Below are 26,945 nucleotides of genomic sequence, written 5' to 3'. Positions count from 1 at the left end.
GGGTCACGGAACCGTCAAACAGATGTCAATCGGCCCCCGCCCGAACATGACGGATTCATGACAGCCGTAACCGTCATGCGGTCCGCCGGTGAGCGACACTGGTGCGGTGGCACACAGCTTGCTGCTCGTGGACGACGAGCCGCGCATCCGGCGGGTACTGCGGCTTGCCCTGGAGGACGAGGGCTACCAGGTCGCGGAGGCGGCCAACGGGTACGACGCTTTGGCCGCACTGCGCCGGGAACCGCCGGACGTGGTGCTGCTGGACCTGATGCTTCCGGACCGGGACGGTTTCGCGGTCTGCCGGGAGATCCGCCGCGCGAGCGACGTACCGGTGATCATGGTGACCGCGCGGACCGACAGTCACGACGTGGTCGCGGGCCTGGAGGCGGGTGCGGACGACTACGTGACGAAACCGCTCGTCGCCAAGGAGTTGTCGGCCCGGATCCGGGCGCTGCTGCGCCGGGTCGAGCCGGCCAGCGCGCGTCAGGCCGACCTGCTGGAGGTCGGTGACCTGCGGATCGACGTACCGGGGGCCGAGGTGACGCGGGACGGCGACGTGCTGCCGCTGACCCGGACCGAGTTCAAGCTGCTTGCCGAGCTGGCCAATGCCGAGGGCAAGGTGCTGAGCCGCGAGCAGTTGCTGTCGAAGGTCTGGGGCTACGGGTATTTCGGTGACAGCCGGATCGTCGACGTACACATCCGGCGGCTGCGGCTGAAGGTCGAGCGGGACCCGGCCAGCCCGAAGCATCTCGTCACGGCCCGCGGCCTGGGCTACCGACTGGTGAGCTGACGTTGCTGGGACGGGTCACCCTCCGGGGCCGTGTGATGCTGGCGTACGGCCTGCTGGCGCTCGGGTTGTCGGCCGTGCTGTCGATCGTGACCTGGACTGTTGTCTCGGACTACCTGGTGCAGCAGCGCGAGGCGGCGGCGGAGACCATCACGGCGGACAACGGGGCAGCGTTGCGGTACGGGCTGTTCGGTCCGCCGGAGCCGTGCCGGCCCAGCCACGAGCGGGTCGAGTGCGAGACCCCGGCACTGCAGCGCGGGGTGTCCGTGATGGAGGTGATGAACAGCCTGCCGTCCACCGATGCGGCGGCCTCGATGCTCTACCTCCAGGACCATTGGTACGCGATGACCGGGAAGCCGTCCGATCTGCCGCCGGATCTGATCGAGAGCGCGATCGGCGGCACCGTGGTGCACCGGCGGATCGAGGTGGGCGGGCAGCCGGTGCTCGCGGTCGGCGTACCGATCGGGCGTCAGGGCGACGCGTTCTTCGAGTGGCATCCGCTGGGCAGCCTGGACGACACGCTGCGGCGGATGAAGATCACCCTGATCGCGGCGGCGATCGCGACCGCGCTGGTCGGGCTCGCGGTCGGACGGCTGGCGAGCACGGTGGCGCTGCGCCCGCTCGCGGAGCTGGCGCGGGTCGCGGACGCGGTCGCTCGCGGGAAGCTCGACGCGCGGTTGCCGGCGGAGGACGACAAGGATCTCGGCGGGCTGGCGCGGTCGTTCAACCAGACCGCGGCGGACCTGGAGCGACGGGTGGCGGCGGACGCCCGGTTCGCCGGCGACGTGAGTCATGAGCTGCGTACGCCGTTGATGACGATGCTGAACTCGATGCAGCTCATCCAGAACCACCGCGCCGAGCTGCCGGCCGCCGTCCGGGAACCGGTCGAACTGCTCGGTGACGACCTGGACCGTTTCCGCCGGCTGGTGATCGACCTGCTGGAGATCTCCCGCGACGACGGCGGCGACCGGGGAAGCCGGGAGATCGTGCGGATCGCCGACCTGGTCCGGGCCGCGGCCGACACGACCGCCGGGCGGGAGGTGACGGTCGTCGCGCCGGAGGCCGAGGCGCTGACGTTGCACGCGGACAAGCGCCGGCTCGAGCGGGTGATCGCGAACCTGGTCGAGAACGCCGAGGACCACGCGGGCGGCTGCAAGGGCGTGGGTGTCGAGGCGGGTGGTCTCGGCGTGATCATCACCGTCGACGACGCCGGGCCGGGCATCGCCGTCGAGGACCGGTCCCGGATCTTCGAACGGTTCGGTCGCGGCGAGACCTCGGGCCGTGGCCGGGGCGTGGGTCTGGGCCTCGCGATCGTCGCCCGCCACGTCCAGTGGCACCACGGAACGATCCAGGTCACCGACCGCCCGGGCGGCGGCGCCCGCTTCGTCGTCGAGCTCCCCGCGAAAATCAGCTGACGGATCTTGCCCGCCCCGGTTACCGTGGGCGCATGGCTACTTGCCTCTGTGTCTAGCTGGCGCACCCGCTTCTGCAGGTGAGGTGTGTCCACTAGCTACCACGGAGAGTAACCATCATGATCACCGTTCGCGGTGTAGATATTCGGGTCGGTGCGCAGTTGCTGCTGACCGGCATTTCGTTCAGCGTCGGCGCGGGGGACCGCGTCGGGCTCATCGGCCGTAACGGCGCCGGCAAGACGACGTTGCTGAAGACCCTGGCCGGTGAGACGCGTCCCGCGACCGGGCAGGTCACCGTGACCGGGTCGATCGGCTACCTGCCGCAGGACCCGCGGGCGGCCGATCCCGCGATCACCGTCACCGCGCGCATCCTGTCCGCGCGCGGGCTGGACGTCGCCGTACGGGAGCTCCGTGCGGCCGAGGCCGCGATGAGTACGGCCACCGGTGAGGCACAGGAGAAGGCTCAGCAGAAGGCGATGGCATCGTACGCGCGCGCCGAAGCCGCGTTCCAGGCCGGCGGCGGTTACGCGGCCGAGGCGGAAGCGGCGCGGCTCGCGGCCGGTGTCGGTCTGCCGAACCGTGCCCTCGAGCAGCCGATCGGTGAGCTGTCCGGTGGTCAGCGCCGGCGCGTCGAGCTGGCCCGGATCCTGTTCGCGCAGCACGACGTACTGCTGCTCGACGAGCCCACCAACCACCTCGACGCCGACTCGGTGTTGTGGCTGCGGCAGTTCCTGCTGGCGTACCCCGGCGGCCTGATCGTCATCAGCCACGACCGCGAGTTGCTCAAGGCAACGGTCAACCGGGTCTTCCACCTGGATCCGCAGCGGCTGACGATCGACGTCCACAACACCGGCTGGACGAAGTACCTCGAGCAGTTGGAGGTGGACGAGCGGCGGCGGAAGCGCGAGCGTGCGGTCGCCGAGCGCAAGGCCGCGGTCCTGCAGGCCCAGTCGGCGAAGATGCAGGCCGGTGCGAGTACGGCGATGGCGGCCAAGAACATGGCCCGTCGCGCGGACAGGCTGCTCGCCGGGCTGGAGCCGGTACGCCGAGCTGCACGGGTCGCCAAGATCCGGCTCCCGGCCCCTGCGCCGTCCGGCCGGACGCCGCTTGCCGCAGTCGGTCTGAAGAAGTCGTACGGCGCCTTGCAGGTCCTCAACGGTGTTGATCTGGCCGTGGACCGGGGGAGCCGGGTCGTCATCCTCGGGCTGAACGGCGCGGGTAAGACCACGCTGCTCCGGCTCCTCGCGGGCCGCGAACAGCCGGACGCCGGCCGCGTCGTACCCGGTCATGGACTGCGGCTCGGGTACTTCGCGCAGGAGCACGACACGCTGGACCTGGCCGGTACCGTACGGCAGAACCTGGCGTCCGTCGCGCCGGGGCTGACCGACGGCGAGGTCCGGAACGTGCTCGGTTCGTTCCTGTTCAGCGGTGACGACGTGGACAAGCCGGCCGGGGTCCTGTCCGGTGGCGAGAAGACCCGGCTGGCACTCGCCGGCCTGGTCCACTCGAGCGCGAACGTCCTGCTGCTCGACGAGCCGACCAACAACCTCGACCCGGCGTCCCGGGACGAGGTGCTCGGCGCGGTCGGCAGCTACCCGGGCGCGATCGTGATGGTCACGCACGACGAGGGCGCGATCGAGGCGCTCCGCCCGGACCGCGTGCTGATCCTCCCGGACGCGACCGAGGACCTGTGGTCGGACGACTACCTCGACCTGGTGTCGCTGGCGTGACTCAACCCTGGGGTTGAGACCCGGTTCCACCCGGGTCTCACCTCGGGGCTGACGTTCAGTGCGTCGCTTCCAAGGAGGCTTGTCGACAACGACGAAACCTCCCTGGAAAGGAACAGCTGACATGTCGGCCGTGCTCGGAATCTTGATTGGCCTGCTGGTGCTGGTGCGGGTGATCGGCCGGCAGGTGACCGGCTCGCTCGTCACGCAGAAGTCCCTGTTCGTGATGCCGCTGATCCTGCTGGGCGTCGGCGTACTCTCGCTGTCGTCGGCCGTCCACAGCGCCTCGACCGGTGAGCTCGCGTTCCTCGCGCTCGACTGCGTCGTACTGCTCGGCTGCGGGCTCGCCCGCGGCGCGAGCATCCGGCTCACACAGACCGACGAGGGCCTGTTCCAGAAGGGCACCGTGGCGACGCTCCTGCTGTGGCTGCTGACCATCGGCCTCCGGGTCGGTGCGTCGTTCGCGTCGGCCGCGCTCTGGCCGCACGGCGGAGTCAGCAAGGCGGCGCTCGCGCTGACGATCGGCATCACGATCGGTGCCCAGAACGCGATGATCTACCGTCGCTCGCTGGCCATGAACATCCCGTTCGCAGTGCAGCGGGCATGATGAAGTCATGACGTGGACTCCAGCAGGCCTGCTGCGGGACAACTCCGTGCCGGGCCTGCTGCTGCGTGCCGTCCCCGGGGTGATCACAATCCTCTCGTTGGTCGTTGCCGCCCAGGACCACGACGACCAGAGGCTGCCGTATCCGCTGATCCTGGCGATCGGCCTGATCGTTGTCGTCAGCAACATCACGCTGTTCGCCCTCGAGTACGGCGAACCACCCGGTCCGGCCGGCTACGGCCTGCTCGTGTTCGCGGTCGCCGGATCCGTGCTCTGGTACGCGTTGCCAGGCAGCGCGATGATCGTCGTCCCGTTCTGGGTCAGCCGCGCGGCGGTCCGTTACTACCGCGCGCAGCCGCTCGAGTGGATCATCGTTGCCATCAGCATCCTTGGAGCGAGTGTTCCGCTGTACCTCACAACGCGTTCGCTGCCTGGCGCGTTCGGGGCCGCGTTCGGGGTTGTCGCGCTGACGCTTGCCGCGGTCAATCGTCGTAATCGCGAGCAGCAGTTGGAGGACCTCGAGGTGTCGCTGGCCCGGAAACAGGCCGCGATCGAGGAGCATGAGCGGGCGGCGGCGCTGGCGGAGCGGGCGCGGATCGCGCGCGACGTGCACGACGTACTCGCGCATTCCCTGGCTGGGCTGTCGTTGAGCCTGCAGGGTGCGCGGTTGATGCTCGTGCGGGACGGGGCGTCGCCGGAAGCGATCGAGCAGGTGACGCGGGCGCAAGGTCTGGCCGCGGATGGGCTGGCCGAGGCACGGCGGGCGGTTGCAGCGCTGCGGGAGGACGCGGTACCCGACGTACGGGCGCTCGGCGATCTCGTCACGGCGTACCGGCTGGAGAGTGGCGCGGTCGCGGAGTTCGAGGTCGACGGCGCGGAGCGGGAGTTGCCGGCCGAGGTGCTGAGCACGCTGTACCGGACGTTGCAGGAAGCGCTGGCGAACACCCGCAAGCACGCGCCGGGCGCGCCGGTGCAGGTGCGACTGTCGTACGGCGACGTGGTCCGGCTGACTGTCGAGGACCGGCCGGGGCAGCGTCCGGAGCGCGCGGCACCGGGTGGTTATGGTCTGCTCGGGATGCGTGAACGTGCCGACCTGGTCGGCGGATCGCTGGAGTCCGGCCCGACTTCGACGGGCTGGCGGGTCGAACTGAAGGTGCCTGCGTGAGTGTGCGAGTGGTGGTCGCGGACGACCAGACCGTGGTGCGTGACGGGCTGGTGACGTTGCTCAAGCTGCTGCCCGGGATCGACGTGATCGCGGCCGCGTCGGACGGTCTGGAAGCGGTTCGGCTGGTGGGCGAACACGACCCGGACGTCCTGCTCGTCGACCTGCGGATGCCGACCATGGACGGTGTGGAGGCGACCCGGCGAGTGCGGGCCGACCATCCGCGGACCGAGGTCGTCGTGCTTACGACGTACAGCGACGACGACTCGGTGCTGTCCGCACTGCGGGCCGGCGCGCTCGGGTTCCTCACCAAGGACGCGGATGCGGAGTCGATCGGGCGGGCTCTGCAGGCGGCCGCTGGCGGCCAATCGATCGTCGACGCGGACGTCCAGCGCCGGCTGGTCGAGGGAACCACCAAACGGACTGAAGCCACGGTTTCGGGGCTCACGCCGCGCGAGGTCGAAGTACTGCGGCTGATCGCCGACGGCCTGTCCAACACCGAGATCGCCCGCCACCTGGTCGTCAGCGAGGCCACCGTGAAGACGCACATCAACCACCTCTTCGCCAAAGCCAACCTCCGCGACCGAGCCCAAGCAGTCGCGTACGCCTACCGACTCGGCCTTGCCTGACGCACAGGTTCTGTGGTGTGGCCGGACTGGCGGAAGGAGGTTGGGGACATGCCTACTCTGGCGGTGAAGAGGCGGGTGAAATAGGCAGGGTCGTCGTAGCCGACGCGGCGGGCGATCGCCGCGACCGGGAGGTCCTCTTCGGCCAGGAGAACCTTCGCCTTGCTGAGCCTTGTGGTCAGGATCAGCTCGTGGGGAGTCGAGCCGGTGACGCCGCGCACCGCTTCGCGCAGTTCCTCCACGGTGAGCCCGAGTTCGTTGGCGTAGCCGCGGACGCTCATCGGTGTGCAGGCGAGGTCCGCGAGTTGAGTGGTGACCTCGTCCGACAACGGCGGTGCGGCCTGCGCGATCAGATCGAACAATGCTGCCGCGGTCTGTACGGCGTTGTGCGTCGTACAGACCCGCAGGAGCCGGGTGAAGGCGCGGTCGACCGACCGCGGATCGCTGTAGCGACAGACCGGCCGGTCCGGGTCCAGATGCCCCAGTGAGGCGAGAGCCTCGGTCGCCGGACCGCCGAACAGGGTCCATGCCTGCCGCCACCGCGTCTCCGGCCGATAGCTGTGCACGACACCGGCGCGCAGCGTGAGCATCGCGGGTGCGCGCACTTCATGAAGCACGCGGTCAGGTCCGTACAGCAGGTGGCCCCGCCCTTCGCTGACCCAGACCAGGGCATGGCAGCCGAGAGCGCGTTCCGGAGTGTGGGCCGGACTGTTCTCCTTCTCGCCCGCACCCAGACAGCAGAGTCCAAGCTGTCGTTCGGTCGCACTGGGGGTGAGGTAGATCGACCAGCTCGGCATAGCGACAAGAGTCCAACAAGTCGCCTACGGCCGTCCATTCCGTCGATCATCGCGGCCTGGCGCGAGTTCCTGTGGCCGAAGCTCGTCCTGCCGGACCGGACCAAACAGCCGCTGTCGGTGAGCTTGCGGCACGCCGGGCCGCTGCCTTACTGTCGATATATGAACAGTTCTGCAGATGTGCAGCCTGACGCCTGCAACGTCCGCCTGGTCGATCCGGAGCGGGTGGCGAGCGTCAATGCCAGGATGCCGGGCGAGGAGGACATCGCCGACACGGCCGACGTGTTCGGTCTGCTCGGCGATCCGCGGCGGCTGAAGCTGCTCGTCGCGCTGCTCGACGGGGAGCTGTGCGTCTGCGATCTCGCCGCGATCACCGGTTTGAGCGAGTCCGCGACATCCCACGCGCTCAGGTTGCTGCGTGCGCACCGCGTGGTCGGCGTACGGCGGGACGGGCGGAACGCGTTCTACCGGCTCGACGACGCGCACGTGCGGATGCTGCTCGACCTCGCGGTCGCGCACACCGAGCACACCGAGGCCATGCATCCGGAGAGGTCGGAAGCATGAGCGCCGGCCACGGACACGGGCACGGTGTCAGCGCGGCGGCGGACCGGAAGCTGCTGAGCGGTGCGCTCGCGCTGATCGTCGGCTTCATGATCGCCGAGGTGATCGTCGGGCTCGCGGCCGGTTCGCTGGCGCTCGTCACCGACGCGGCTCACATGCTCACCGACGCGATCGCCATCGCACTAGCACTGCTAGCGATCCGGCTCGCCGCGAAGCCGCCGGCCGGTGGGTTCACGTACGGCTTCAAGCGCGTCGAGATCCTGTCCGCGCAGGCCAACGGCACCACGCTGCTGCTGCTCGCGGTGTACTTCGTGTACGAGGCCGTCAGCCGGCTAATCCATCCGCCCGAGGTCAAGGGCGCTTTGGTGCTGATCACAGGCGTCGTCGGCATCGTGGTGAACCTGTTCGCGACCTGGCTGATCAGCAAGGCGAACCGTTCCAGCCTCAACGTCGAGGGCGCGTTCCAGCACATCCTGAACGACCTGTTCGCCTTCGTCGCGACCGCGATCGCCGGTCTCGTCGTACTGCTGACCGGGTTCGCGCGCGCGGATGCGATCGCCGCGTTCGTGGTCGCCGTACTGATGCTGAAGGCCGGCGTATCCCTGGTCCGGGACTCGGGGCGGATCTTCCTCGAGGCCGCGCCGATCGCGATCGATCCGCAGTCGCTGGGCGCCGAGCTGTGCGCGGTCGAGGGCGTGGTCGAGGTGCACGACCTCCATGTCTGGGAGATCACCTCGGGCGAACCGGCCGCGTCCGCGCACGTCCTGGTCGCCGAGGGGCTCGACTGTCACCAGATCCGGATCCGGATCGAGGAAGTGCTTGCCGAGCGCCACCATCTGACGCACTCGACGCTCCAGGTCGACCACGCCACCGCCAGCCAGGGGCCGGAGCACTGCAGCGACTCACACGGCGTGGTTCACCGCGCGGTCACAGGCGCTGGACCAGCACCTGACCCAGCCAGTCCACATCATTGACCCGCGGTACGGCGAACTCGGCGTCCCGCGTGAACCCTTGCTTCTCGTAGTAGCGGACCAGTGCCCCGTCGCCCCCGGCGAAGCAGTCCACCCGCAGCATCCGCGCGCCGTCCTCGCGGGCCAGCCTGCGGGCATACTCGAGCAGGATCCCGCCCAAGTCTTGCCCGGCGGACAGGCGGTCGGTCACGAGCAGCCGCACGTACAGCTCCGGCTCGGTTGCCGGCGGCACGTAGTCGAGGGCGGCCCCGACAGCGAGTGCCCCGACCACTCGGCCGTCCGTCTCGCCCACCCACAGTCCGCCGTCGTCGGCGAAGCTGGTGATCTGCTCGACCCGCCGCGGGCTCGTCGAGTGGGCCGCCGTACCCCACTGGTCGGTCCGCCCGCGGGCCACCAACCACTCGGTCGCCCCGTCGAGGAGCGCCAGCACCGCCGGTACGTCGTCCCGCCCGGCCCGGCGGATCGTCATCTGCACATTTCCCAGAATAGGTTGGCAGGAGATGTCGAAACGCCGTTCGCAGTCTCTACCTAGGTGTGTAGAGAGGAGCTCACCGTGAGCAAGAAGACCGGAAAGCTGGACAAGACCTTCACCGCGCCGCTGCTGAAGAGCGACGCCAAGGGCGGCTGGACCTACGTGCAGATGCCGGACTCGGCGGCCTACTTCGGGACGCGCGGACTGGTCAAGGTGCGCGGCACGATGGACGGCCACCCGTTCGAGAGCTCGTTCATGGCGCTCGGTGACGGGACCCACAAACTGCCCGTCAAGGGCGAGCTGCGGACGCTGCTCGGCAAGCAGCCGGGGGACGAGATCACTGTGTATCTGGAGGAACGTCTCGGTTGAGAGTGCCTTCCTTCTGAATTGCACCGTCATTTGATCTGAGATCACCGTCACAGCCGGTCATGTTCTGAGTAAGGTCTCTGTGAAGAATCGATCCTGACCGGCTGCTCGGGTGGGGATCATCGCGGGCCGGACCGTACCGTCGATCCCTGGGTGGTCCGACGACGTCAGGAGTGATCGAAGTGCAACGGGGCTCACGGGGCGTGCGATCGGCATGCCCGTATCCAGCGGATCCGGTCTGACCGTGATCTCGCTGAACAGGATTCTCGGCGCGGCCGGGCTGGTGCTGCTGGCCGGCGGCGCGCTGCTCGGGTTCCGGTCGGTCTCGGCGAGTGGGACCGACTGCGGTTCCGCGTTCCGGCCGGCGGCCGGGATCACGCCGATGGCCTGCGACAACGCACTGAACGGCGCCAGCACGCTGACCACCGTCGTGATGAGCGCCGGCGTGCTGTGCCTGATCGCCGCCGTCGCGGTCAAGGTGATCCGCGACCGCGCCCAGGAGAAAATCACCGCCTGACCGGCCACCATCTATGTCAGAGTGCGTAAGGTCCTGTCTGGTAGTCCATCGCCTACTGCGGGGCACTCGCTACGGCGCTGGACTACCAGACAGGACCTAGGTGACGATCGAACCGTTTCGGCTGGATGTGCCCGAGAGTGAGCTGGACGACCTGCGCCGGCGGTTGGACCTGGTGCGTTGGCCCTCGGAGATGCCAGGGGCCGGTTGGTCCCGCGGCGTACCGCTGGACTACCTGCGGGAACTGGTCGGCTATTGGCGGAACGGTTACGACTGGCGGGCTGCCGAGGCGCGGCTGAACGCGTGGCCGCAGTACACAACGGTCATCGACGGGGCGGTCGTCCACTTCGCCCACCTCCGCTCGTCGTCGCCGGACGCGATCCCACTCGTCCTCACGCACGGCTGGCCGGGCTCGATCGTCGAGTTCACCTTCGTCGTCGAGTTGCTGAGCGACTTCCACCTGATTCTCCCGACCATCCCGGGCTTCACCCTGTCCGGCCCGACCACCGAGCCCGGGTGGGAGTTCAAGCGCGTCGCGCGGGCGTGGACCGAGCTGGTCACGCGGCTCGGATACCAGCGGTACGGCGTGCAGGGCGGCGACTGGGGTTCGGCGATCTCCCGTGAAGTCGGGCGGATCGATCCCGAGCGCGTGATCGGCGTACATCTCAACCTCATCCCCGGCGCGGGTGCGACCTCCGAACCGACCTTCGAGGAACTCGCGCCCCTGGATGCAGAGGAGCGCGAACGGACCTGGGCGTCGTGGCACCGGCAGCGAGAGTTCGCGACGGAGCAGCAGGGGTACGCCGATCTGCAGTCGACCCGCCCGCAGACGCTGGCCTACGCGCTGACCGACTCGCCGGTCGGGCAGCTGGCGTGGATCGCGGAGAAGTTCGCGACCTGGTCGGATTCGCCTGTCGACCGGGACCTGCTCCTCACCAATGTCATGCTCTACTGGCTGACGAGGACCGGCGGATCGTCCGGCGCGATCTACTACGAGCGCGCGCACGCGTCGTACTGGGGCCAGCCGGCCGAGCCGTCGCGGACGCCCACGGCGCTCCTTGATCTGGCGCACGAGAACTTCATCCCGCTACGGCACAAGGTCGCCCACACCGACAACATCGTCCGCTGGACCAGCCACCCGCACGGCGGTCACTTCGCCGCACTTGAACAGCCCGAGGTGCTGGCCGCCGACATCCGTGCCTTCTTTGCGGCTCTCACGGCTTGAGTATGAGTTTGCCGGTAGTCCGGCGGGCTAGCAGATCCTCGTGTGAACGGCGGGCGTCCTCCAGCGGGTACTCGGCGCCGACCAGCGGGCGGAGTTTGCCGGCGGCAGTGAGGGCGAGCAGCTCGGTCAGCGGTTCGACGTACCCGCCAGGCTCGTCCATCGCGGGCACCAGCCAGAAGCCGGCCACCGAAAGGTTGCGTTGGGCAAGCGCACTCGGGTCGATGCTGGGCCGGCCCTCCCGGCCGGCGTTGCCGTAGTTGACCAGGCGGCCGAAGCCGTTGAGTGTTTCCAGTCCGGCCAGCATCGTCGGGCCGCCCGTCGAGTCCAGTACGACGTCCACACCGTCGGTCACCTCCCGGATCCGGTCCGCGTAGCCGTCCGCATTGTTGTCCACAGCAACATCCGCGCCGAGCTCCAGTGCCAGGTCCCGCTTCGCCGCGGTCGACGCCGTCGCGATGACCAGGCCGGCCCCGAAGTGCTTGGCGAGTTGCACCGCGATCGATCCGACACCGCCGGCAGCCGCGTTCACCAGCACGGTCTCGCCCGCGCGCAGCCGGGTGCTGTTCCTCAGTACGTGCCAGGCCGTCAGTCCTTGGATGAGCAGCGCGAGCGCCTGCCCGTCGCTGACCTCCTCCGGTACGTCGACCGCGCGGGACGCCGGCGCCACGGCATACTCGGCGTACCCTCCGCCCGTCTCGAGGATGGGGGAGAGGACGCGGCGACCGGTCCCGGTACGGCCGACGATCTCGACGCCGGGGACGAACGGGAGCGTGACGCCGCCGCGGTACGAGCCGTCGGTGCGATGGGTGTCGGCGAAGTTCACTCCGGCCGCGCCGACCTCGACGAGCAACTGGCCGGGGCCCGCGACCGGTGGTTCGAGCTCGGTCGGTACGAGGACCTCGGGGCCGCCGAACCGGGTGACCTGGATCGCGCGCATGGGGTGTCTGTCCGATCTGCCGGGCGAACTATCGTGACCCCATGAGTTTTACCGGTTTTCCGGCTGCGGCGCTGGACTTCTACGACGATCTCGAAATGGACAACACCAAGACCTTCTGGACGGAGCACAAGCACGTCTACGAGGAGTCGGTCCGGGCGCCGATGGCCGCGCTGCTGGCAGAGCTCGAGGAGGAGTTCGGTACGGCGAAACTGTTCCGCCCGTACCGCGATGTGCGGTTCGCCAAGGACAAGACGCCGTACAAGACCCACCAGGGCGCCTTCATCGACGTCGCCCCTGCCACCGGGTGGTACGTGCAGGTCTCTGCACCCGGCGTACGGGTCGCGGCCGGTTTCTACGAGGCCTCGTCCGAGCGTCTGGCCCGCGTCCGCACCGCCATCGACGACGACCGCCGCGGCAAACAGCTCGAGAAGCTCCTCGCCAAGCTGGTGAAGGCCGGCTGGACCGTAGGTGGCGACAAACTCAAAACCAGCCCGCGAGGCTACGACCCCGACCACCCGCGCATCGACCTACTCCGCCACAAATCCCTCACCGTCAGCAAGAACTACGGCTTCGAACCCGTAATCCACACCCCGGACCTGGCCCCCCAAGTCCGAAAAGACTGGCGAGCCACCCAACCCCTCATCCAGTGGCTGACAGACAACACCTAACAGGTGCTGTCTGCGGCGGAAGGTGTCGTTGAGGCGTTCCTACAGCCGCGTCCACCATCGTCGGTGTCGCTGCCCCTTCGCGAGTTCGCGGCATCCGCGCAGGCCGGATCGTTCGTGGCGTGTGATGGCCAGCGCCCACATGCCGAGGCCATGACACGACCGTACGGAGCGTAATGGCTCTTGTACCATACGAATCTAGGTACACGTAATGCTGTCGATCTGCGATTCATGGGTAGTGGATCGGTCGTTCTAGTCAGACTGCGTACCTTCGCGGCCGAGCTTCGAACCCTGCGCTCGGAGGCGGGCCTGACCCGCGAGCTGGTCCAGGAACGCACCGGCGTCAACCAGGGCACCCTCTGGCGCATCGAGAAGGGCCAGGCCAAGCCGCACACCGGCACCCTCGAGACCCTCTTCGACCTGTACGGCGTGCCTGAAGCACGGCGTACCGAACTGATCGAACTGACCAGGGGCGCGAAGCATCCAGGCTGGCTTCGCCAGTTCACGGACGTGATACCTCAGGGCTACGCCGCCTACATCAGTTTCGAGTCGGAAGCGAAGATCGCACACAACTACGAGTCGCTGTACATCCCTGGCCTCCTCCAGACAGAGGAGTACGCCCGAGCCGCGGTCCGCGACGGCCTGCCGATGGCGGCCGAGGAGATCGAGCGGAACGTGGAGACCAGAATGGAGCGCCAGGTAGTTCTGGGCCGGAAGCGGGAGGAACGAGAGCCGCTGGAGTTCTGGGCTGTAGTTGATGAGGCGGCATTGCGCCGAGAGGTAGGCGGCCCTGCTGTCATGCGCGCGCAGCTCGGACGGCTGCTGGAGGTCAGCGAGCGACCGAACATCACGCTCCAGGTGCTCCCCTTCGATCGGGGCGCGCATCCGGGCATGACCGGCGCATTCGTCCGGCTCAACTTCGGACCCGTGGCGCCGGACGTCGTCTATGTGGAGAGCCTCGCCGGCGACATCTTCCTGGAAACGGAAGCCGAGATCGATCGCTACAGCATGGTGTTCGATCACTTGCGTGCCGGTGCCCTCAGCCCACGCGACACCAGTGCGTTCATCGCCACGCTGATCGCTCAATAAGCGCGGCACCGTTATCCACAACCTCGCGTTCAAGCTGTACGCCGGTACCGCGCCGAGCTGAAACGCGCTCCGAAAGGGACCTGCCGAGCGCTCAGATTCGTATGGTGCGCCACCGCGCGCTGTCCGTACGGTCGTTGCGTGGCAACCACAGAGGTGAACCCGGCGCGCCGGCCCGGCTTCGACCACGGGGGCGGGGCCGAACCGGCAGTGCAACGCACCCTGTTCTGCTATGCGCACGAGCGCCTCACCCGCACACTGCGCGACCTCGCCGAGCTGCAGGAGGCCGCCTACGCGGAGGCCATCGAGCGCGGGTACCAACTTGGTCCGCTCTTCGTCGAAGAGGACAGCTCCGGCCAGGCGATGCAGACGCTCATCGATGCGGTGTTGCTCGAAATCGGTGGCGCTGCCGTCGCTCTACCGCACCGCGGGCACCTGATCCCGCTCGGCGGGCCGCGGGAGTGGCAGCAACTGCTCGAAGAGCTGACCGGCCATCCCATCGTCTTCATCAGCCGCACCCCATGATCAGCGGGGCGGGCATGCTGGACCCTGTCGCCCGTGCTCGTCCCGCTCTCCACAGCGCCCGCACCAGTTGACCAGGGCCAGCTGGGGGTCAGCTCTCGAAGTCCTTCTTGATGTTTGTGAGGATGTCGCGGGTTTTGTTGGGGGGTGGGGCTGCGACGCAGAGGGCTTCCATGGTGGCCGTGTACTGGTCGAGGTCCTCGAGTTTGTCCAGGTACAGGGCGCTGCTGAGGTGCTCGATGTAGACCATGTCCGGGAGGTCCTGCTCCGGGAAACGCAAAATACTGTAGGCGCCGCCGGTGGCTGCGTGGCCGCCGACGTTGAACGGCATCACCTGCAGCGTGACGTTCGGGTACTGCGACGCCTCGAGCAGGTGGTCGAGCTGCGCGATCATCGCCTTGACGCCACCGATCGGCCGACGGAGCACCGCCTCGTCGACGACCGCCCAGATCCGGACAGGCTCCGGACGGGTCAGGATGCTCTGCCGGCTGGTTCGCAGCGCGACCCGCCGTTCGACCTCCTCAGCCGGAATCAGCCCGCGGCCCAACTGGATCACGGCGCGGATGTAGTCGGGGGTCTGCAGCAGGCCGGGTACGAACTGCAGTTCGTAGACACGGATCAGCTGCGCCGCGGCCTCGAGGTCCAGATAAGAATGGAACCAGCTCGGGAGTACGTCGCCGTACCGGTGCCACCATCCGGGGTTGTTTGCCTCGCGGGTCAGAGCGAGGAGGCGTTCGCGCTCTTCCTCGTCGTCGACGCCGTACAGAGTAAGAAGGTCACGGACGTCGCGCTCCTTGAGGCCGACGCGGCCGAGTTCCATCCGGCTGACCTTGGACTCCGACGACCGGATCTCCCACCCCGCGTCGGATCTGCTGATCCCTGCTGCCACCCGCATCCGGCGAAGATGCCCGCCGAGAATGATGCGCAGCGCGGTCGGCCCGCTCTGCGCGCCCGACTCGGTCACACCCACCTCCCAGCGGCCCCAGCGGTCTTCATCGGCAACCTCATCCGCAGGGGCACATCATCGCATGCCCGAGCGCTGATCTGCCGGAGTTCTTACAAAAGAGCGTCGAATCCGCATCGACGATCACGGAGCGTAAGCCTAGCCGATCAGGGTCTGGCTTCTTTGTCAGCACATACTAGTCCGCCCGATGGGCGTCGAACACCGTTCGCCGGCGGTCGATCCAGGCTCAATCAGGCGGAAAGTGGCCCGATCTGGTCTCGAAATGGAAAACGTGCGGATGCACGTGCATCGGGCGCTTGCATTCGCCGCGTGCCGACGCCATGATTGATTCATGCACAGAAGGTGAGCTGGCTCTCGCGAAAAGTGACATCGCGTGATCCGGCAGGCCGGTCCTACAGACCGCCGACGGCCCCCCGTTGGCATGACTGGTTGGGGAACCCGAGTCGATGAACGACGACGACAGTGAGGTTGTGGAGCAGACCGCCGCGATGGCAGGCGGACGTGCGCCCGAGGAGCTGACGGAGCGGGAGATCCAGGACCTGGTCGCGCGTTGCCCCGAGCAACAGCGCTGGGCCTTCGAGGGCTGGTTGCGCGGCGTCCGCCAACTCGACGGCGACCCGATCGTGAGCCTGGCCCCATGACCACCGACAGAGCAACAGGAGGACGGAAGATGGTGCGGATCTGGCTGGGCGACCACCTGATCGCCGAGTACGTCGCCGAGCCGGACCGCGCGTCGCGGTATCAGCGCGTGATGACGCCGAAGTTCACCGGATTGCGAATCACCGTTGACAATGCGGCGACGGGGAAGGCTTCCGAGCTGCCGAGCGAGCAGCTCTGGCCGCTCACCGTCCAGTAGACCGAACCCGCCCCTCGGGCAACGCCAGGGCCGACTCTCTTCGGAGGGTCGGTCCTGGCGCTTTTCGTACGTCGAGTGATCGCGCGGTACGGCGTCGGCCGGCCGTCGTTCGATGTCGTCCGCCGGGTCGTCGTACCGATGTTCTCAGGGCACAGGAAAGGGCCCCTTCGTCACTCGCCTGGCGAAGGGGCCCTCGCTTCTGAGTTGCCCTGTGTTACTGGTTCTTGCTCAGATCAGGTAGCCGAACTCGCCGTCCTGAACGCCACCGAGGAATGCCTCGATCTCTGCCTTCGTGAACACCAATGCCGGACCGTCGGTGAAGCGCGAGTTGCGCACCGCCACACCGCCGTCCGGAAGCTTCGCTACCTCGACGCAGTTGCCTTGAGGGCCGCTGCGCTGGCTCTTGCGCCAGATCAGCTCGCTGTTCGAGTCGCCGGGCATGCCGTTGTAGATCGCAGTCATCAGCTGCACCTTCCGTACGTCCTTGGCATATGCACGTGCATTTGGGCTTGCATCTGCATCGTACACACTTTTGGCTCGTGTGTCCGCTTCCTTACGTCCTGTGATCTTTACGTGGTCAAACGAGCGTTGGCTCATCGATTTCGGTCGCGATCGGTGACCGTTTCGACGGCTTCAGCATCGGCATGCATGAGTTCCGAGAATGTGGGGTACGACTCCTCTTGTAGGCATGACCGTGGTTCAGCGAAGTGCCACGCCGTGACGAGACAGTCGCGAGGTCATACCAATGGTTACGAGCACCATCGAGCGGGATTCCACCCGCAGCGGCGCCCCGACCGATCGGGCCGCCCGTGAAGCAGCCACCCGGGAACTGATGGAACGCCGGGCCGCGAGCACCTCCGAAGACGAGCGGCAAGAACTTCTCGAACAGGTCGTCGAACTCAACCTGGAAATGGCCAAGGGCATCGCGCGCCGCTTCCGCGGGCGGGGCGCCGAGGCCGACGACTTGGAGCAGGTCGCTTATCTAGGGCTGGTGAAAGCAGCCCATCACTACCGGCTGGAGGCGGACACCCCGTTCATCGGGTTCGCGATCCCGACCATCCGCGGCGAGGTGAAGCGGTACTTCCGCGACTGCGCCTGGACGGTCCGGATCCCGCGCCGGCTCCAAGAGATGCAGGGCACGATCGCGAGCAAGCTGCCGGAGCTGGAGCAGCAGCTGAACCGCGAACCGACACCGGCCGAACTGGCCGACCACCTCGAGGTCGAGGTGACCGAGGTCGAGCAGGCGCTCGCTGCGCGCGGCTGCTTCAACGTGCTGTCGCTCGACCGGCCCGCCGAGGCCGACGCGGAGCTCACGCTCGCGGATGTCGTTGCCGATGACGACGATGCGAGCATCGATCAGCTGGAGACGGTCGAGATGCTGGAGCCGGTACTGGCCGACCTCGGCGACCGGGACCGCCGCATCCTGCAACTGCGCTTCGTCGAAGGCTGGACCCAGTCGGAGATCGGCGAGGACATCGGCGTCAGCCAGATGCAGGTCTCGCGGGTCCTCCGCCGGATCCTCACCGACCTCCGCGAAAAGCTGGCCCCGGTCCAGACAGCGGCCTAGTCGTCAGCTGTAGGAGTGCCCTGGTGGTAGTACAGGCGCCAGGTGCCGTCGGTCCGTCGCCAGATCGAACTGCGGCGGACCGGCGTACCGCCTGTACGTCGGGACACGTAGGTGACATGTACGAGGTCGTCGGCCAGCCGAACGCCGGCGACCTCGGTCGCCTCGATCGGGTCCGCGTCGGTGATCTCCCCGGACGCCAACGCGGCAACGATCGCCGCCCGGTCCCACAGCCGGCCGGATGCGCCGACCTCGACGAACTCCGGATCCAGCAGTACGTCGACCTCGGCCGACCCTCGCACCTCCGGTAGCAACAACCGCAACTCCGCCTCGACCGCAACCCGTACCTCGTCGTCCACGGACCGACCTTACGACGCCCACGTGGACCGCCAGGCCATCACAATCAGCCGACTGGCGTCGCGCTGAGCGTGCGTGCCTCGGTGGCGACTTGATTGAGATGGCTCGGCGATCCGCGACTCGCTGCCGGGGCATCTCACTGAGGGTGGTGGCGGGACTGCACAATGGGGGGAGGACGAGGGGATGAGTCGTTGCTGTTGGCCTTGCGGATGTTCAAGACCGTGCCCGCGGACGCGGTCGCGGTACTGCGCGCGTATCCGCCGATGGTGGTGTGCTTCGCCGCCGCGCTGACCGGCACCGCGGTGGTGTTCGACATCTTCTATCTCGTCGCGAGCCCGGGACTCACGCTCGCGCTTGTCTATACAGTGCCCGTTCTCGCCGGATTGATCGCCGGGCTGGTCGCGGCAGCCGACGACGTCGGGCTCGAGCGCGGCGTACTGCTCCGGACGGTCGGCCTGGCCGTTGCCCTCGGCATCACCAACGCGATCGTCGTCGCGATGATCGCCGCGATGGTCCGCACCGATCCGTCGAACTGGTCGTCCGGTGGCCAGTCGGTACTGTTCGCCGCCTGCACGGTGCTCGCGGTCGCCGTCTCGATCGTTGCCTGCCGCAAACTGATCGATGCGCTCGGCATCGAGCTGAGCACCCGCCTTCCACACCGCCGGCCGCCTCGCAACCCGCTCGCCGCTCCCGCGGTCGCGAAGGTCCAGCCCCGAGCGAGCAAGGAGTCGGCGGCCCGCGCCAAGCCCGCCCCACCGGCCGCGCCGCCGCCACCTGCCCCGCCCGCCGTCGATGAGGTGGAGACCATCCCGGTCTTCGTCCCACCACCCCCGAAGGTCGTCGACCTCGACGAGGCCCGCCCGGTCACTCCCTCGGGCCCGGTCACTCCTCACACGCCACGCCCCCGCCGTACGACAACCCGCCGCCCCAACAAACCCGGCCGCCGCCCCGGCACCTGACCCCGGGCGAAGCACCGCACCGCGCGGACGCTAGCTGGAGCTGCAAGACTGTGGCCGGGGAGGCGCGTGTGTGGGATGTGATTGTTGTTGGAGCTGGGCCGGCGGGAGCGGCGGCTGCGATTGGTGCGTTGGCGGCGGATCCGAGTCTGTCGGTGTTGTTGCTCGATCGGCACGAGTTCCCGCGGGACAAGGCGTGTGGTGACGGGATCGCACCGCACGTACTCGATCTGCTGGCCGGCGTCGGCGTCACGGGGATCCTCGACGACTGGACGCCGGTACGGCGGTTCGTGCTCAACCGCGGTGACGTCGGCGTGGACCGGCAGATGTCCCGGCCGACCTGGGTGGTCCCGCGGACGGTCTTCGACCAACGCCTGGTCGAGGCCGCGCGGACGGCCGGCGCGCAGTTCGTCCGCCGACGGGTCCGCGGCCTCGAGATCCGGAACCGATCCGTCATCGTGGACGAGGACCTGGACGCGCGCTTCGTGGTCGGTGCCGACGGTGCGCATTCCGTCGTACGGCGGGAACTCGGTCTCAGACCTGGTCCGGTCGCGCTGGCGATCCGTGGCTACGCGCCCACTCCGGCTGCACGCGCGGCGAGTCAGGTGATCGCGTACGGGCCTGGTCGGCAACCGTCGTACGCGTGGTCCTTCGACCGTGGCGACGGGTGGTCGAATGTCGGGTACGGCGAATTGCTGGCCGGCACCCGCCCGACGCGGACCGAGCTGCTGAACCATCTCGAGGCGCTGCTTCCGGGGGCAACCGAAGGCGGGGAGTCGTGGTGGGGTCATCACCTGCCGCTCGCCGGCTGGTCGTGGCGGCCGCGCAGCGGGCCGGTGCTGCTTGCCGGGGACGCGGCCGGTCTGATCAACCCGATGACCGGCGAAGGTATCTACTACGCGGTCGCGACCGGTCTGTTGGCGGGCCGGGCGATCGCCGACGCGCTGCGGGCGGGGACCTCGGACGCCGGTACGCCGTACCGCCGCCGCACGACCCGCTTGCTTGCCAGGCATCTTCGCGACACCGCGCTCGTCGCCCAGTTGAGCCGATCGGACCGGATCCTCGATGGCGGCATTCGCGCGGCCGCTGCCGATCAGCAGGTGTTCGACGACCTCGTCGAGCTAGGCCTCGCGGACGGCGGCCTGACGCGGCGCCTCCTCCGCACTCTCTTGCGCTGAAGCCTTGATCGCGTAGTCGGCTGCATCGGTGACGCGTTCGACCGGCCAACCGAGCCGGGCGGCGAGCTCCGCAGCGCGGTCCGGTTCCCACAGAACTGCTAGCACTGCTAGGCAGTCCTGGAAGCCCGCGCCGCCGGACATGTCTTCACTGAGCCGCTCGAAGAACTCCGCCATCTGTGTGAGTCGCTCGCCTGCGGGGGTATCGCGCCCGACGAGCTCGACGCCCTCGGCTGCGGTCGCCGCCCAGTTGTGGTTGGTGCGCGCGCTCACCTCCCACGCCTTGAGCCACACGTCCTCGGCGATCACATAGTGCTGCAGCCGGCGTACTGGGTCGGGCTCGCGGTGCACCATCCCGACCCGCTCGAGATAGCCGATCGCCTTCGAGATCGACGCCGGGCTGACCCGCAGCGCTCGGACGAGATCGGCAGCCGTCAGCGTGCGGGAGTCGGACGTATAGAGCAGTGCTAGCACCCGCGAGGCCATCCGCGGCAGCCCGCCGTCGACCATCATCGTGGCGAACCGCTCGACGTACGCCCGCCGCGGCTCGATCGCCTGCGAATCTCCACGCGCCTCCGTGGGCGCGGGGCGGCGTCGGCGGGCGCGGGAGGCGGTTGCGTAGTGAGCGTGGTCGGCGCGGTACCCGCCTGCGCCGCCGTTGCGTGCGACCTCCCGGCTGATCGTCGACGTCGGCCGCTCCAGTTGCCGCGCGATCTCGGCGTACCCGAGCCCGTCCGCCAGGCCGGCCGCGATGTCGAGCCGGTCCTGGTGACTCAGCCTGCCTCCGGGCATCGGCGACCTCCAACATCCGCGCATTCACCGTCAGGTCATTGCAACGAATTGCGTTCTCTCGCAATCCCATTGCACAGAATGCCATGTTTTACGGGGTTTCACGAGCTCGGGACCCAGGCTGACGATTGCCGATTCGATGAACGCAACGTAGGTTCCACGGCATGGTTCTGACAGTGGACGGCCTGCGGATGCGGTACGGCGATCGCGAGGTCCTGCATGACGTGACGTTCGACGCGCGCCCCGGCGAAGTGCTAGCACTGCTAGGTCCGAACGGCGCCGGGAAGAGTACGACGATCGAGATCCTCGAAGGCTTCCGGCTCCGGTCGGCCGGCCACGTCGAGGTGCTCGGGGTGGACCCGGCCGCGGGTGACGAGCGTTGGCGGTCGCGGATCGGCATCGTGCTGCAGTCCTGGCGCGACCATGGCAACTGGCGCGTCGGAGAGCTCCTCCATCACCTGGGCTCGTACTACACGCCGTACCGACGCGCCTGGCCGGCCGGCGAGCTTCTCGACGCCGTCGGCCTCACTCCGTGTGCCGGGCAGAAGATCAAGACCCTCTCCGGTGGCCAGCGCCGGCGGCTCGATGTCGCGATCGGGATCGTTGGCCGCCCCGACGTACTGTTCCTGGACGAGCCCACGACCGGGTTCGATCCCGAGGCGCGGTCGGAGTTCCACGAGCTGGTGCGCGGGCTCGCGGCCGAGCAGGGTACGACGATCCTGCTGACCACCCACGACCTCGACGAGGCGAGCAAGCTCGCGCATCGCATCCTCGTCCTCGCCGCGGGCCGCATCATCGCCGCCGGCAGTACGGCGCAGCTCACCGAGCTGATCGCGGGGGAGGACGAGGTGCGCTGGTCCGTCGACGGGCAACCGTTCCGGAAGGCGACCGCGGACTCCACAGCGTTCGTCCGCGAGCTCTTCGCGACGTACGGCGACGCGGTCCGCGAACTCGAGGTACGCCGGGCGTCGCTCGAAGACACCTACCTCACCCTGGTCCGGGACCAAGTATCAGAACGAGAGCCGGCATGAGAACGGGAGCAGGCATGGAGTCGGCGGCGAGCGTGAAGACCGGCTGGCGGCGTGGGCTGATCGAGTTGCGGCAGTCCTTCACCAACGGTCCCGAACTCTTCAGCCACTTCCTCTGGCCCGTGCTGATGCTGGCTGCGCTCTTCTTCCTCCGGCATCGCGACTTCGGCTCCACCGGCCTCCTGCTCGGCGCACTCGCCCTGCCGAGCATTCTCGGGATGAACGCCGCGATGGGCATGGTCAGCATGAGCCAGCAGCTCACCGCCGATCGCGAGGACGGCACGCTGCTGCGCGCCAAGGCGATGCCGAACGGCATGGTCAGCTACCTCATCGGCAAAGTCGTGTCGGTCGCGGGTGGGCTGCTGGCAGATCTCGCGATTCTCCTGATCCCGGGGCTGTTTCTCGTCGAAGGACTCGCGCTCGGATCCGCGCACTGGTTCACGCTGGTCTGGGTGCTGCTGCTCGGCCTGGTCGCGACGTTGCCGATCGGCGCGATCCTCGGCTCGGTCTTCACCACCGCGCGTTCCCAAGGCCTGATCCAGTTGCCGATGCTCGCGCTGATCGCGGTCTCCGGCATCTTCTACCCGATCACCGCGTTGCCCGGATGGCTCGAGTGGATCGGCCAGCTCACGCCTGTCTATTGGATGGGCCTCGGCATGCGGTCCGCGCTTCTCCCCGGCGAAGCGGTCGTGGTCGAGGTCGGCGAGTCCTGGCGCCACCTGGAGACGGCAGCAGTCCTCGGTGTGTGGGCCGTCGCCGGATTGCTGCTCGCACCCGTCGTACTGCGGCGAATGGCTCGCCGGGAGTCCGGCTCCAAGGTTGCCGAGCGTCGCGAACGCGCTCTCCAACGAGTCGCATGATGGAGCCATGGAGCAGATGCAGGCGTGGGCAGTCGGTCAACCAGGACCCGTCGACAGGGGTCCGCTGCAGCGCGTACGTCGTACCGTGCCAGAACCCGGCGCCGGCGAAGTACTCGTGCAGGTTGCGGCGTGCGGGGTCTGCCGGACCGACCTGCATCTGACCGAGGGTGACCTGGCACCGAAGCGCCCGGGGGTCGTCCCGGGGCACCAGGCCGTTGGGCAGGTGGTCGATCGCGGTACGGCGGCCGGGCGGTTCGCGATCGGGGACCGTGTCGGGATCGCTTGGCTGCGCGGCACCTGCGGCGTGTGCGACTTCTGCCGGCAAGGATCGGAGAACCTCTGCCCGCGCTCGACGTACACGGGCTGGGACGCCGACGGCGGATTCGCGGAGTACGCCGTGGTGCCGGAGGACTACGCCTACGCGTTGCCGGCGGATCGTCCGGCGGCGGAGCTCGCGCCGTGGCTGTGTGCCGGGATCATCGGCTACCGCTCCCTGCTCCGCGCGAACCTGCCGCCCGGTGGCCGGCTCGGTATCTACGGCTTCGGGTCGAGCGCCCACCTCACCGCGCAGCTTGCTCTGGCTCAGGGCGCCGAACTGTTCGTGGTGACTCGTGGCGAGCGAAACCAGGCCCTCGCCCGTGAGTTGGGTGCTGCGTTCGTCGGGGAGCGGCCGCCGGTGCCGCTGGACTCGGCGATCGTGTTCGCTCCGGCCGGCGACGTGGTCCTGGCCGCGCTCGAATCGCTCAAGCCCGGTGGAACTGTGGCGGTCGCGGGTATCTACCTGTCCGACGTACCGGTGCAGAACTACGAACGGCACCTCTTCCACGAGCGCGATCTCCGCAGCGTCACCTCCAACACCCGCCGCGACGGTGAGGAGTTGTTCCGCCTGGTCGCCCGGCTTCCGGTTGCCGCGCACACGACGATCGTCCCGTTCGACGCGGTCGACCGCGCGCTCTCCGACGTCGCGCACGGCCGCGCGAGCGGGTCCCTCGTCGCGGTCCTCGACAACTGACCGATACCGCCCGAGCAGCGGTAGAAGTGGCTGAACCGATGCGGCCCGGGCGGCGTTGGAAGGGGTGAACCGGAGCGTTAGAAGTGGGTGAAGATTCCAGCACCGGGCGGTTCCCAACTTCAGCGCTGACTGCTAGCTGCGTTAGATTTGATCAAATCTGACCGAGCTGCCAGGGAGCTGAGGGTGCGTATGTGGGCTCTGACCCGCCAACAATGGTCGGTCCTGGCTGACGCATGCCCCCAGACCCGAGCGGACGGCCGGTGCTGAGCAAGGTCCTCGGCGCGGTGGGTGCAGTCCTGCTGATCGTCGGGGTGGTGCTCGCCGTCCGGCCGGTCCATGCCGGCGGGGACGGCTGCGGCTCGGTCTTCCAGCCCGACAAGGGGATCACGCCGATGCAGTGCGACGCCCGGCTGAGCAGCCGCGGCATCCTGGTCACCGGCTTCGGCGCCGGCGGAGTCGCCCTCGTCGTCACCGCCCTCACCGTCGCCGCAGTCCGCGACCGCCGTACCCGCGTCTCTCCCTGAACACCCCACCTTGGGCACCCATCAACCGTTCTGCGCGGCCCGAAGTGGTTGGTGGGGGCTCAAAGTAGTGTTGTTGCGGCTTGACCTTGACACTGTGTCAAGCCGGAAGGTGGGTGGATGTTCACCATCGGAGACTTCGCGGCGTTCGGGCAGGTGTCGGCGCGGATGCTGCGGCACTACGACGCGCTCGGGCTGCTCCGCCCGGCCGTCGTCGACGCGGCAACCGGCTACCGGTTCTACTCGGCCGACCAGTTCAGCCGGCTGAACCGGATCGTCGCGCTCAAGGATCTCGGGTTCACCCTGCAGCAGGTCGGCGAGATCGTCGACGCCAAGCTGTCGGCCGAGGAACTGCGCGGCATGCTGCGACTGCGGCAGGCCCAGCTCGAGGACGAGTTGGCCCGCAGCGCGGCCCGGCTGACGAGCGTCGAGGCGAGGCTCCGACTCATCGAGAGGGAAGGTCACATGCCCACCGACGACGTCGTCCTGAAACACATCGCCCCGACCCGGGTCGCCGAACTGTCCGCGATCTCACCGAGCTACGACGGTGCCGACATCGGCCCGGTGCTCCAGCCCCTGTTCGGCCAGCTCTTCGAACGTCTCGGCGCGGCCGGTGTGAACCCGTGCGGTTCGCCGGTCGCGTACTACGAGGACGCCGAGAACGAGACGATCCGCGTCCACGCCGCCGTACCCGTCGAAACAGGTACGACGGCGGACGTCGACATCACCGAGCTCCCCGGGCTCGACGCCGCCACCATCGTCCACCAGGGCGACATGATGGAGGCCGACCGCAGCATGCAGACGCTGGCCCGGTGGATCGAGGACAACGGCTACCGCAGCCAGGGGTATGCCCGGGAGGTCACGCTCCAGTTCGACATGGAGAACCCGGCGAACTGGGTGCACGAGTTCCAGATCGCGATCACAAAACCAAACTGACAGTCGCAAACGAATGCGGCGGGAGCGTCACCCGCAGCCCGCGCGGCTCCGGTTCCAGCTTCAGCGGGACCGGAGCCACCGCATCCGGATCCGCGACCGTGTTGTACGCCTGCGGTTTCGATGCCGTCAGCAACCGTCCGGAAGCCTCGCTGGGCGATCCGCCGCGGAGATCCAGTACGACGTCCAGCGCCGCGGCCGGATCGAGGTTGCTGACCGACACCAGTGCCTGCCCGTTCTTCACCGAGGCGGACGCCGACACCAGGTCCATCGCCTTGCCGTCGAGATCATAGGTCGTCGGTTCGATCACGTGCACAGGCAGGGACTGCGCGTCGTGATGCCCCTTGTTCATCTCGAAGACGTGGTACGTCGGCGTACGGACGAGCCCGCCCTCGTCGTCCGTGAGCAGCATCGCCTGCAGTACGTTGACCGTCTGCGCGATGTTCGCCATCACGAGCCGCTCCGCGTGCCGGTGGAACACGTCGAAGTGCAGGCTCGCGACCAGCGCGTCCCGCATCGCGTTCTGCTGGTACAGGAACCCGGGGTTCGTGCCCGGCTCCACATCCCACCACGTGCCCCACTCGTCCAGCACGAGACCGATCTTGCGCTCCGGGTCGTAGGCGTCCATGAGCGCCGAGTGCGCACGGATGACCCGCTCGATGTCCTGTGCCTTCGACAACGTCCGGTAGTAGTCGTCCACGCTGAACTCGGTCGCGCTGCCCTTGTTCTCCCAGGTCCCCGCGACCGTGTAGTAGTGGAACGAGATCGCCTGGTAGATGTTCTTCGGGTCGCGCCCGCAGCCCAGGCAGCTGATCGACTTCAGCAACGCCTCGGTCCAGTTGAGGTCGTCGTCCGAGGCGCCTGCCGCGATCCGGTACAGCTTGTTGTCGCCGTGGTCCTTGAGGAACGTGGCGTACTGCCTCGCCAGGTCGGCGTACGCCTCGGCCCGCAGGTTCCCGCCACAACCCCAGGCCTCGTTGCCGATGCCCCAGAACGGGATCTTCCACGGCTCGTCGCGCCCGTTGGCCTTGCGCTGCCGCACCATCGGGCTGTCGCCGTCGCGGGTCAGGTACTCGACCCACTCGCTCATCTCCCGCACGGTCCCGCTGCCCACGTTCCCGTTCACGTACGGCGCGGCGCCCAGCAGCTCGCACAACGCCATGAACTCGTGGGTGCCGAAGTGGTTGTTCTCCTCGACGTTGCCCCAGTGCGTGTTCACCATCGACGGCCGGTCCGCCTTCGGCCCGATGCCGTCCTTCCAGTGGTACTCGTCCGCGAAACAGCCGCCGGGCCAGCGCAGGTTCGGGATGTCCAGCGCCCGCAGCGCCTCGACCACGTCCAGCCGGATCCCGCCTTCGTTCGGGATCGGTGAGTCCTCGCCGACGTAGAAACCGCCGTAGATGCACCGCCCGAGGTGCTCGGCGAAGTGGCCGTACAGGTGCCGGCTGATCGTCGGTCCCGGTACGTCGAGATCGATCGCGACGCGTGCTTCAGGCATT

32 protein-coding genes are annotated in these 26,945 nt (G+C 68.3%); 24 read left to right on the top strand and 8 right to left on the bottom strand.

All coding sequences use genetic code 11. The annotated features are described in order from the left end of the window. Positions 1-106 precede the first annotated feature (106 nt). The 6 genes from EV137_RS12130 to EV137_RS12105 all read left to right on the top strand — a co-directional run bounded on the left by EV137_RS12130 (position 107) and on the right by EV137_RS12105 (position 6,321). Complete coding sequence (locus tag EV137_RS12130; RefSeq protein WP_134001129.1) at positions 107-790, top strand: response regulator; 684 nt, start codon at positions 107-109, stop codon at positions 788-790. 35 nt (positions 791-825) lie between these two features. Beyond that, positions 826-2,202, top strand: coding sequence for a HAMP domain-containing sensor histidine kinase (locus tag EV137_RS12125; protein ID WP_134128563.1), 1,377 nt, complete (start codon positions 826-828; stop codon positions 2,200-2,202). A gap of 116 nt (positions 2,203-2,318) precedes the next feature. Continuing rightward, the gene (locus tag EV137_RS12120) at positions 2,319-3,929 is read left to right on the top strand and encodes an ABC-F family ATP-binding cassette domain-containing protein (protein ID WP_134128561.1); all 1,611 of its coding nucleotides are present in this window, start codon (positions 2,319-2,321) and stop codon (positions 3,927-3,929) included. A 121-nt stretch (positions 3,930-4,050) separates the two neighbouring features. Continuing rightward, positions 4,051-4,533: a hypothetical protein gene (locus EV137_RS12115; RefSeq protein WP_134001123.1), complete on the top strand. Its 483-nt coding sequence runs from the start codon at positions 4,051-4,053 to the stop codon at positions 4,531-4,533. A 7-nt stretch (positions 4,534-4,540) separates the two neighbouring features. Further along, a complete protein-coding gene (locus EV137_RS12110; RefSeq protein ID WP_202870899.1) occupies positions 4,541-5,695 on the top strand; it encodes a sensor histidine kinase in 1,155 nt (384 codons plus the stop codon). Then, entirely contained in the window at positions 5,692-6,321 is a 630-nt protein-coding gene (locus tag EV137_RS12105) for a response regulator (protein ID WP_134001121.1), read from the top strand. Before EV137_RS12110 ends, EV137_RS12105 begins: the two co-directional genes overlap by 4 nt. Here the strand turns inward: EV137_RS12105 and EV137_RS12100 are convergent. Next, positions 6,300-7,115 (bottom strand): helix-turn-helix domain-containing protein, encoded by an 816-nt coding sequence (locus tag EV137_RS12100; RefSeq protein WP_134128559.1) that lies wholly within the window; start codon positions 7,113-7,115, stop codon positions 6,300-6,302. The genes EV137_RS12105 and EV137_RS12100 overlap by 22 nt on opposite strands. 159 nt (positions 7,116-7,274) lie before the next feature. On the opposite strand from EV137_RS12100, the gene EV137_RS12095 reads away from it, so the two are divergent. After that, entirely contained in the window at positions 7,275-7,676 is a 402-nt protein-coding gene (locus tag EV137_RS12095; protein WP_134128557.1) for an ArsR/SmtB family transcription factor, read from the top strand. Continuing rightward, on the top strand, positions 7,673-8,647 hold the full coding sequence (locus tag EV137_RS12090; protein ID WP_134128555.1) for a cation diffusion facilitator family transporter: 975 nt from the start codon (positions 7,673-7,675) through the stop codon (positions 8,645-8,647). Before EV137_RS12095 ends, EV137_RS12090 begins: the two co-directional genes overlap by 4 nt. On the opposite strand, the gene EV137_RS12085 is transcribed toward EV137_RS12090, so the two are convergent. Further along, the gene (locus tag EV137_RS12085) at positions 8,601-9,113 is read right to left on the bottom strand and encodes a GNAT family N-acetyltransferase (protein WP_134129561.1); all 513 of its coding nucleotides are present in this window, start codon (positions 9,111-9,113) and stop codon (positions 8,601-8,603) included. The two genes, EV137_RS12090 and EV137_RS12085, sit on opposite strands and share 47 nt — an antisense overlap. Positions 9,114-9,197: 84 nt before the next feature. On the opposite strand from EV137_RS12085, the gene EV137_RS12080 reads away from it, so the two are divergent. The 3 genes from EV137_RS12080 to EV137_RS12070 all read left to right on the top strand — a co-directional run bounded on the left by EV137_RS12080 (position 9,198) and on the right by EV137_RS12070 (position 11,221). After that, positions 9,198-9,485, top strand: coding sequence for a DUF1905 domain-containing protein (locus tag EV137_RS12080; RefSeq protein WP_133787881.1), 288 nt, complete (start codon positions 9,198-9,200; stop codon positions 9,483-9,485). A 211-nt stretch (positions 9,486-9,696) separates the two neighbouring features. Further along, positions 9,697-9,999: a hypothetical protein gene (locus tag EV137_RS12075; RefSeq protein WP_134128553.1), complete on the top strand. Its 303-nt coding sequence runs from the start codon at positions 9,697-9,699 to the stop codon at positions 9,997-9,999. A 100-nt stretch (positions 10,000-10,099) separates the two neighbouring features. Further along, positions 10,100-11,221: an epoxide hydrolase family protein gene (locus EV137_RS12070; protein ID WP_134128551.1), complete on the top strand. Its 1,122-nt coding sequence runs from the start codon at positions 10,100-10,102 to the stop codon at positions 11,219-11,221. Here EV137_RS12070 and EV137_RS12065 read toward each other — a convergent pair. After that, positions 11,211-12,158, bottom strand: a complete 948-nt coding sequence (locus tag EV137_RS12065) for a quinone oxidoreductase family protein (protein WP_134001110.1) — start codon at positions 12,156-12,158, stop codon at positions 11,211-11,213. The two genes, EV137_RS12070 and EV137_RS12065, sit on opposite strands and share 11 nt — an antisense overlap. Before the next feature lie 41 nt (positions 12,159-12,199). On the opposite strand from EV137_RS12065, the gene EV137_RS12060 reads away from it, so the two are divergent. The 3 genes from EV137_RS12060 (at position 12,200) to EV137_RS12050 (ending at position 14,434) form a co-directional block, all read left to right on the top strand. Then, entirely contained in the window at positions 12,200-12,826 is a 627-nt protein-coding gene (locus EV137_RS12060; protein WP_134128550.1) for a DUF2461 domain-containing protein, read from the top strand. Positions 12,827-13,054: 228 nt separating this feature from the next. Then, positions 13,055-13,912 carry a helix-turn-helix domain-containing protein gene (locus tag EV137_RS12055; protein WP_134128549.1) on the top strand — a complete coding sequence of 286 codons (858 nt, stop codon included), beginning with the start codon at positions 13,055-13,057 and terminating at the stop codon, positions 13,910-13,912. Between the two features lie 138 nt (positions 13,913-14,050). After that, the gene (locus EV137_RS12050) at positions 14,051-14,434 is read left to right on the top strand and encodes a hypothetical protein (RefSeq protein ID WP_134128548.1); all 384 of its coding nucleotides are present in this window, start codon (positions 14,051-14,053) and stop codon (positions 14,432-14,434) included. 88 nt (positions 14,435-14,522) lie between these two features. Here the strand turns inward: EV137_RS12050 and EV137_RS12045 are convergent, their stop codons facing one another. Then, a complete protein-coding gene (locus EV137_RS12045) occupies positions 14,523-15,395 on the bottom strand; it encodes a Sco1979 family transcriptional regulator (RefSeq protein ID WP_134001101.1) in 873 nt (290 codons plus the stop codon). A gap of 446 nt (positions 15,396-15,841) precedes the next feature. On the opposite strand from EV137_RS12045, the gene EV137_RS12040 reads away from it, so the two are divergent. Next, positions 15,842-16,036 carry a hypothetical protein gene (locus EV137_RS12040; protein WP_130381785.1) on the top strand — a complete coding sequence of 65 codons (195 nt, stop codon included), beginning with the start codon at positions 15,842-15,844 and terminating at the stop codon, positions 16,034-16,036. Further along, positions 16,033-16,251: a hypothetical protein gene (locus tag EV137_RS12035; protein WP_238151293.1), complete on the top strand. Its 219-nt coding sequence runs from the start codon at positions 16,033-16,035 to the stop codon at positions 16,249-16,251. The genes EV137_RS12040 and EV137_RS12035 overlap by 4 nt, the downstream gene beginning before the upstream one ends. Before the next feature lie 228 nt (positions 16,252-16,479). Here EV137_RS12035 and EV137_RS12030 read toward each other — a convergent pair whose 3' ends face one another. Next, positions 16,480-16,713, bottom strand: coding sequence for a DUF397 domain-containing protein (locus EV137_RS12030; RefSeq protein WP_131293596.1), 234 nt, complete (start codon positions 16,711-16,713; stop codon positions 16,480-16,482). 283 nt (positions 16,714-16,996) lie between these two features. On the opposite strand from EV137_RS12030, the gene EV137_RS12025 reads away from it, so the two are divergent. Then, on the top strand, positions 16,997-17,818 hold the full coding sequence (locus tag EV137_RS12025) for a SigB/SigF/SigG family RNA polymerase sigma factor (protein WP_134001099.1): 822 nt from the start codon (positions 16,997-16,999) through the stop codon (positions 17,816-17,818). On the opposite strand, the gene EV137_RS12020 is transcribed toward EV137_RS12025, so the two are convergent. Continuing rightward, entirely contained in the window at positions 17,815-18,174 is a 360-nt protein-coding gene (locus EV137_RS12020) for a nuclear transport factor 2 family protein (protein WP_134128546.1), read from the bottom strand. The two genes, EV137_RS12025 and EV137_RS12020, sit on opposite strands and share 4 nt — an antisense overlap. Before the next feature lie 189 nt (positions 18,175-18,363). On the opposite strand from EV137_RS12020, the gene EV137_RS12015 reads away from it, so the two are divergent. Both EV137_RS12015 and EV137_RS12010 read left to right on the top strand, forming a co-directional pair. Next, entirely contained in the window at positions 18,364-19,131 is a 768-nt protein-coding gene (locus tag EV137_RS12015; RefSeq protein ID WP_238175244.1) for a hypothetical protein, read from the top strand. Positions 19,132-19,199: 68 nt separating this feature from the next. Beyond that, the gene (locus tag EV137_RS12010) at positions 19,200-20,306 is read left to right on the top strand and encodes an NAD(P)/FAD-dependent oxidoreductase (protein ID WP_134128544.1); all 1,107 of its coding nucleotides are present in this window, start codon (positions 19,200-19,202) and stop codon (positions 20,304-20,306) included. On the opposite strand, the gene EV137_RS41760 is transcribed toward EV137_RS12010, so the two are convergent. Next, positions 20,250-21,095, bottom strand: coding sequence for a GbsR/MarR family transcriptional regulator (locus EV137_RS41760; protein ID WP_166679839.1), 846 nt, complete (start codon positions 21,093-21,095; stop codon positions 20,250-20,252). The genes EV137_RS12010 and EV137_RS41760 overlap by 57 nt on opposite strands. Before the next feature lie 161 nt (positions 21,096-21,256). On the opposite strand from EV137_RS41760, the gene EV137_RS12000 reads away from it, so the two are divergent. From EV137_RS12000 to EV137_RS11980, 5 genes are all read left to right on the top strand, one after another. Continuing rightward, positions 21,257-22,123 (top strand): ABC transporter ATP-binding protein, encoded by an 867-nt coding sequence (locus EV137_RS12000; RefSeq protein ID WP_134128540.1) that lies wholly within the window; start codon positions 21,257-21,259, stop codon positions 22,121-22,123. Continuing rightward, positions 22,120-22,980 carry an ABC transporter permease gene (locus EV137_RS11995; RefSeq protein ID WP_238175243.1) on the top strand — a complete coding sequence of 287 codons (861 nt, stop codon included), beginning with the start codon at positions 22,120-22,122 and terminating at the stop codon, positions 22,978-22,980. The genes EV137_RS12000 and EV137_RS11995 overlap by 4 nt, the downstream gene beginning before the upstream one ends. A gap of 7 nt (positions 22,981-22,987) precedes the next feature. After that, complete coding sequence (locus EV137_RS11990) at positions 22,988-23,992, top strand: zinc-dependent alcohol dehydrogenase family protein (protein ID WP_238175242.1); 1,005 nt, start codon at positions 22,988-22,990, stop codon at positions 23,990-23,992. 260 nt (positions 23,993-24,252) lie between these two features. Further along, positions 24,253-24,516 (top strand): hypothetical protein, encoded by a 264-nt coding sequence (locus EV137_RS11985; RefSeq protein ID WP_238175241.1) that lies wholly within the window; start codon positions 24,253-24,255, stop codon positions 24,514-24,516. A gap of 117 nt (positions 24,517-24,633) precedes the next feature. Next, on the top strand, positions 24,634-25,449 hold the full coding sequence (locus EV137_RS11980) for a MerR family transcriptional regulator (protein WP_134128536.1): 816 nt from the start codon (positions 24,634-24,636) through the stop codon (positions 25,447-25,449). Here the strand turns inward: EV137_RS11980 and EV137_RS11975 are convergent. Further along, positions 25,433-26,944, bottom strand: coding sequence for an alpha-N-arabinofuranosidase (locus tag EV137_RS11975; RefSeq protein WP_134128535.1), 1,512 nt, complete (start codon positions 26,942-26,944; stop codon positions 25,433-25,435). The two genes, EV137_RS11980 and EV137_RS11975, sit on opposite strands and share 17 nt — an antisense overlap. Between the last annotated feature and the right edge of the window lies 1 nt (position 26,945).

This window comes from Kribbella pratensis (assembly GCF_004366075.1).
Classification (GTDB): domain Bacteria; phylum Actinomycetota; class Actinomycetes; order Propionibacteriales; family Kribbellaceae; genus Kribbella; species Kribbella pratensis.
The sequence above is the reverse complement of the archived record's forward strand: the minus strand, read 5'-3'. Positions and strand labels throughout refer to the sequence as shown.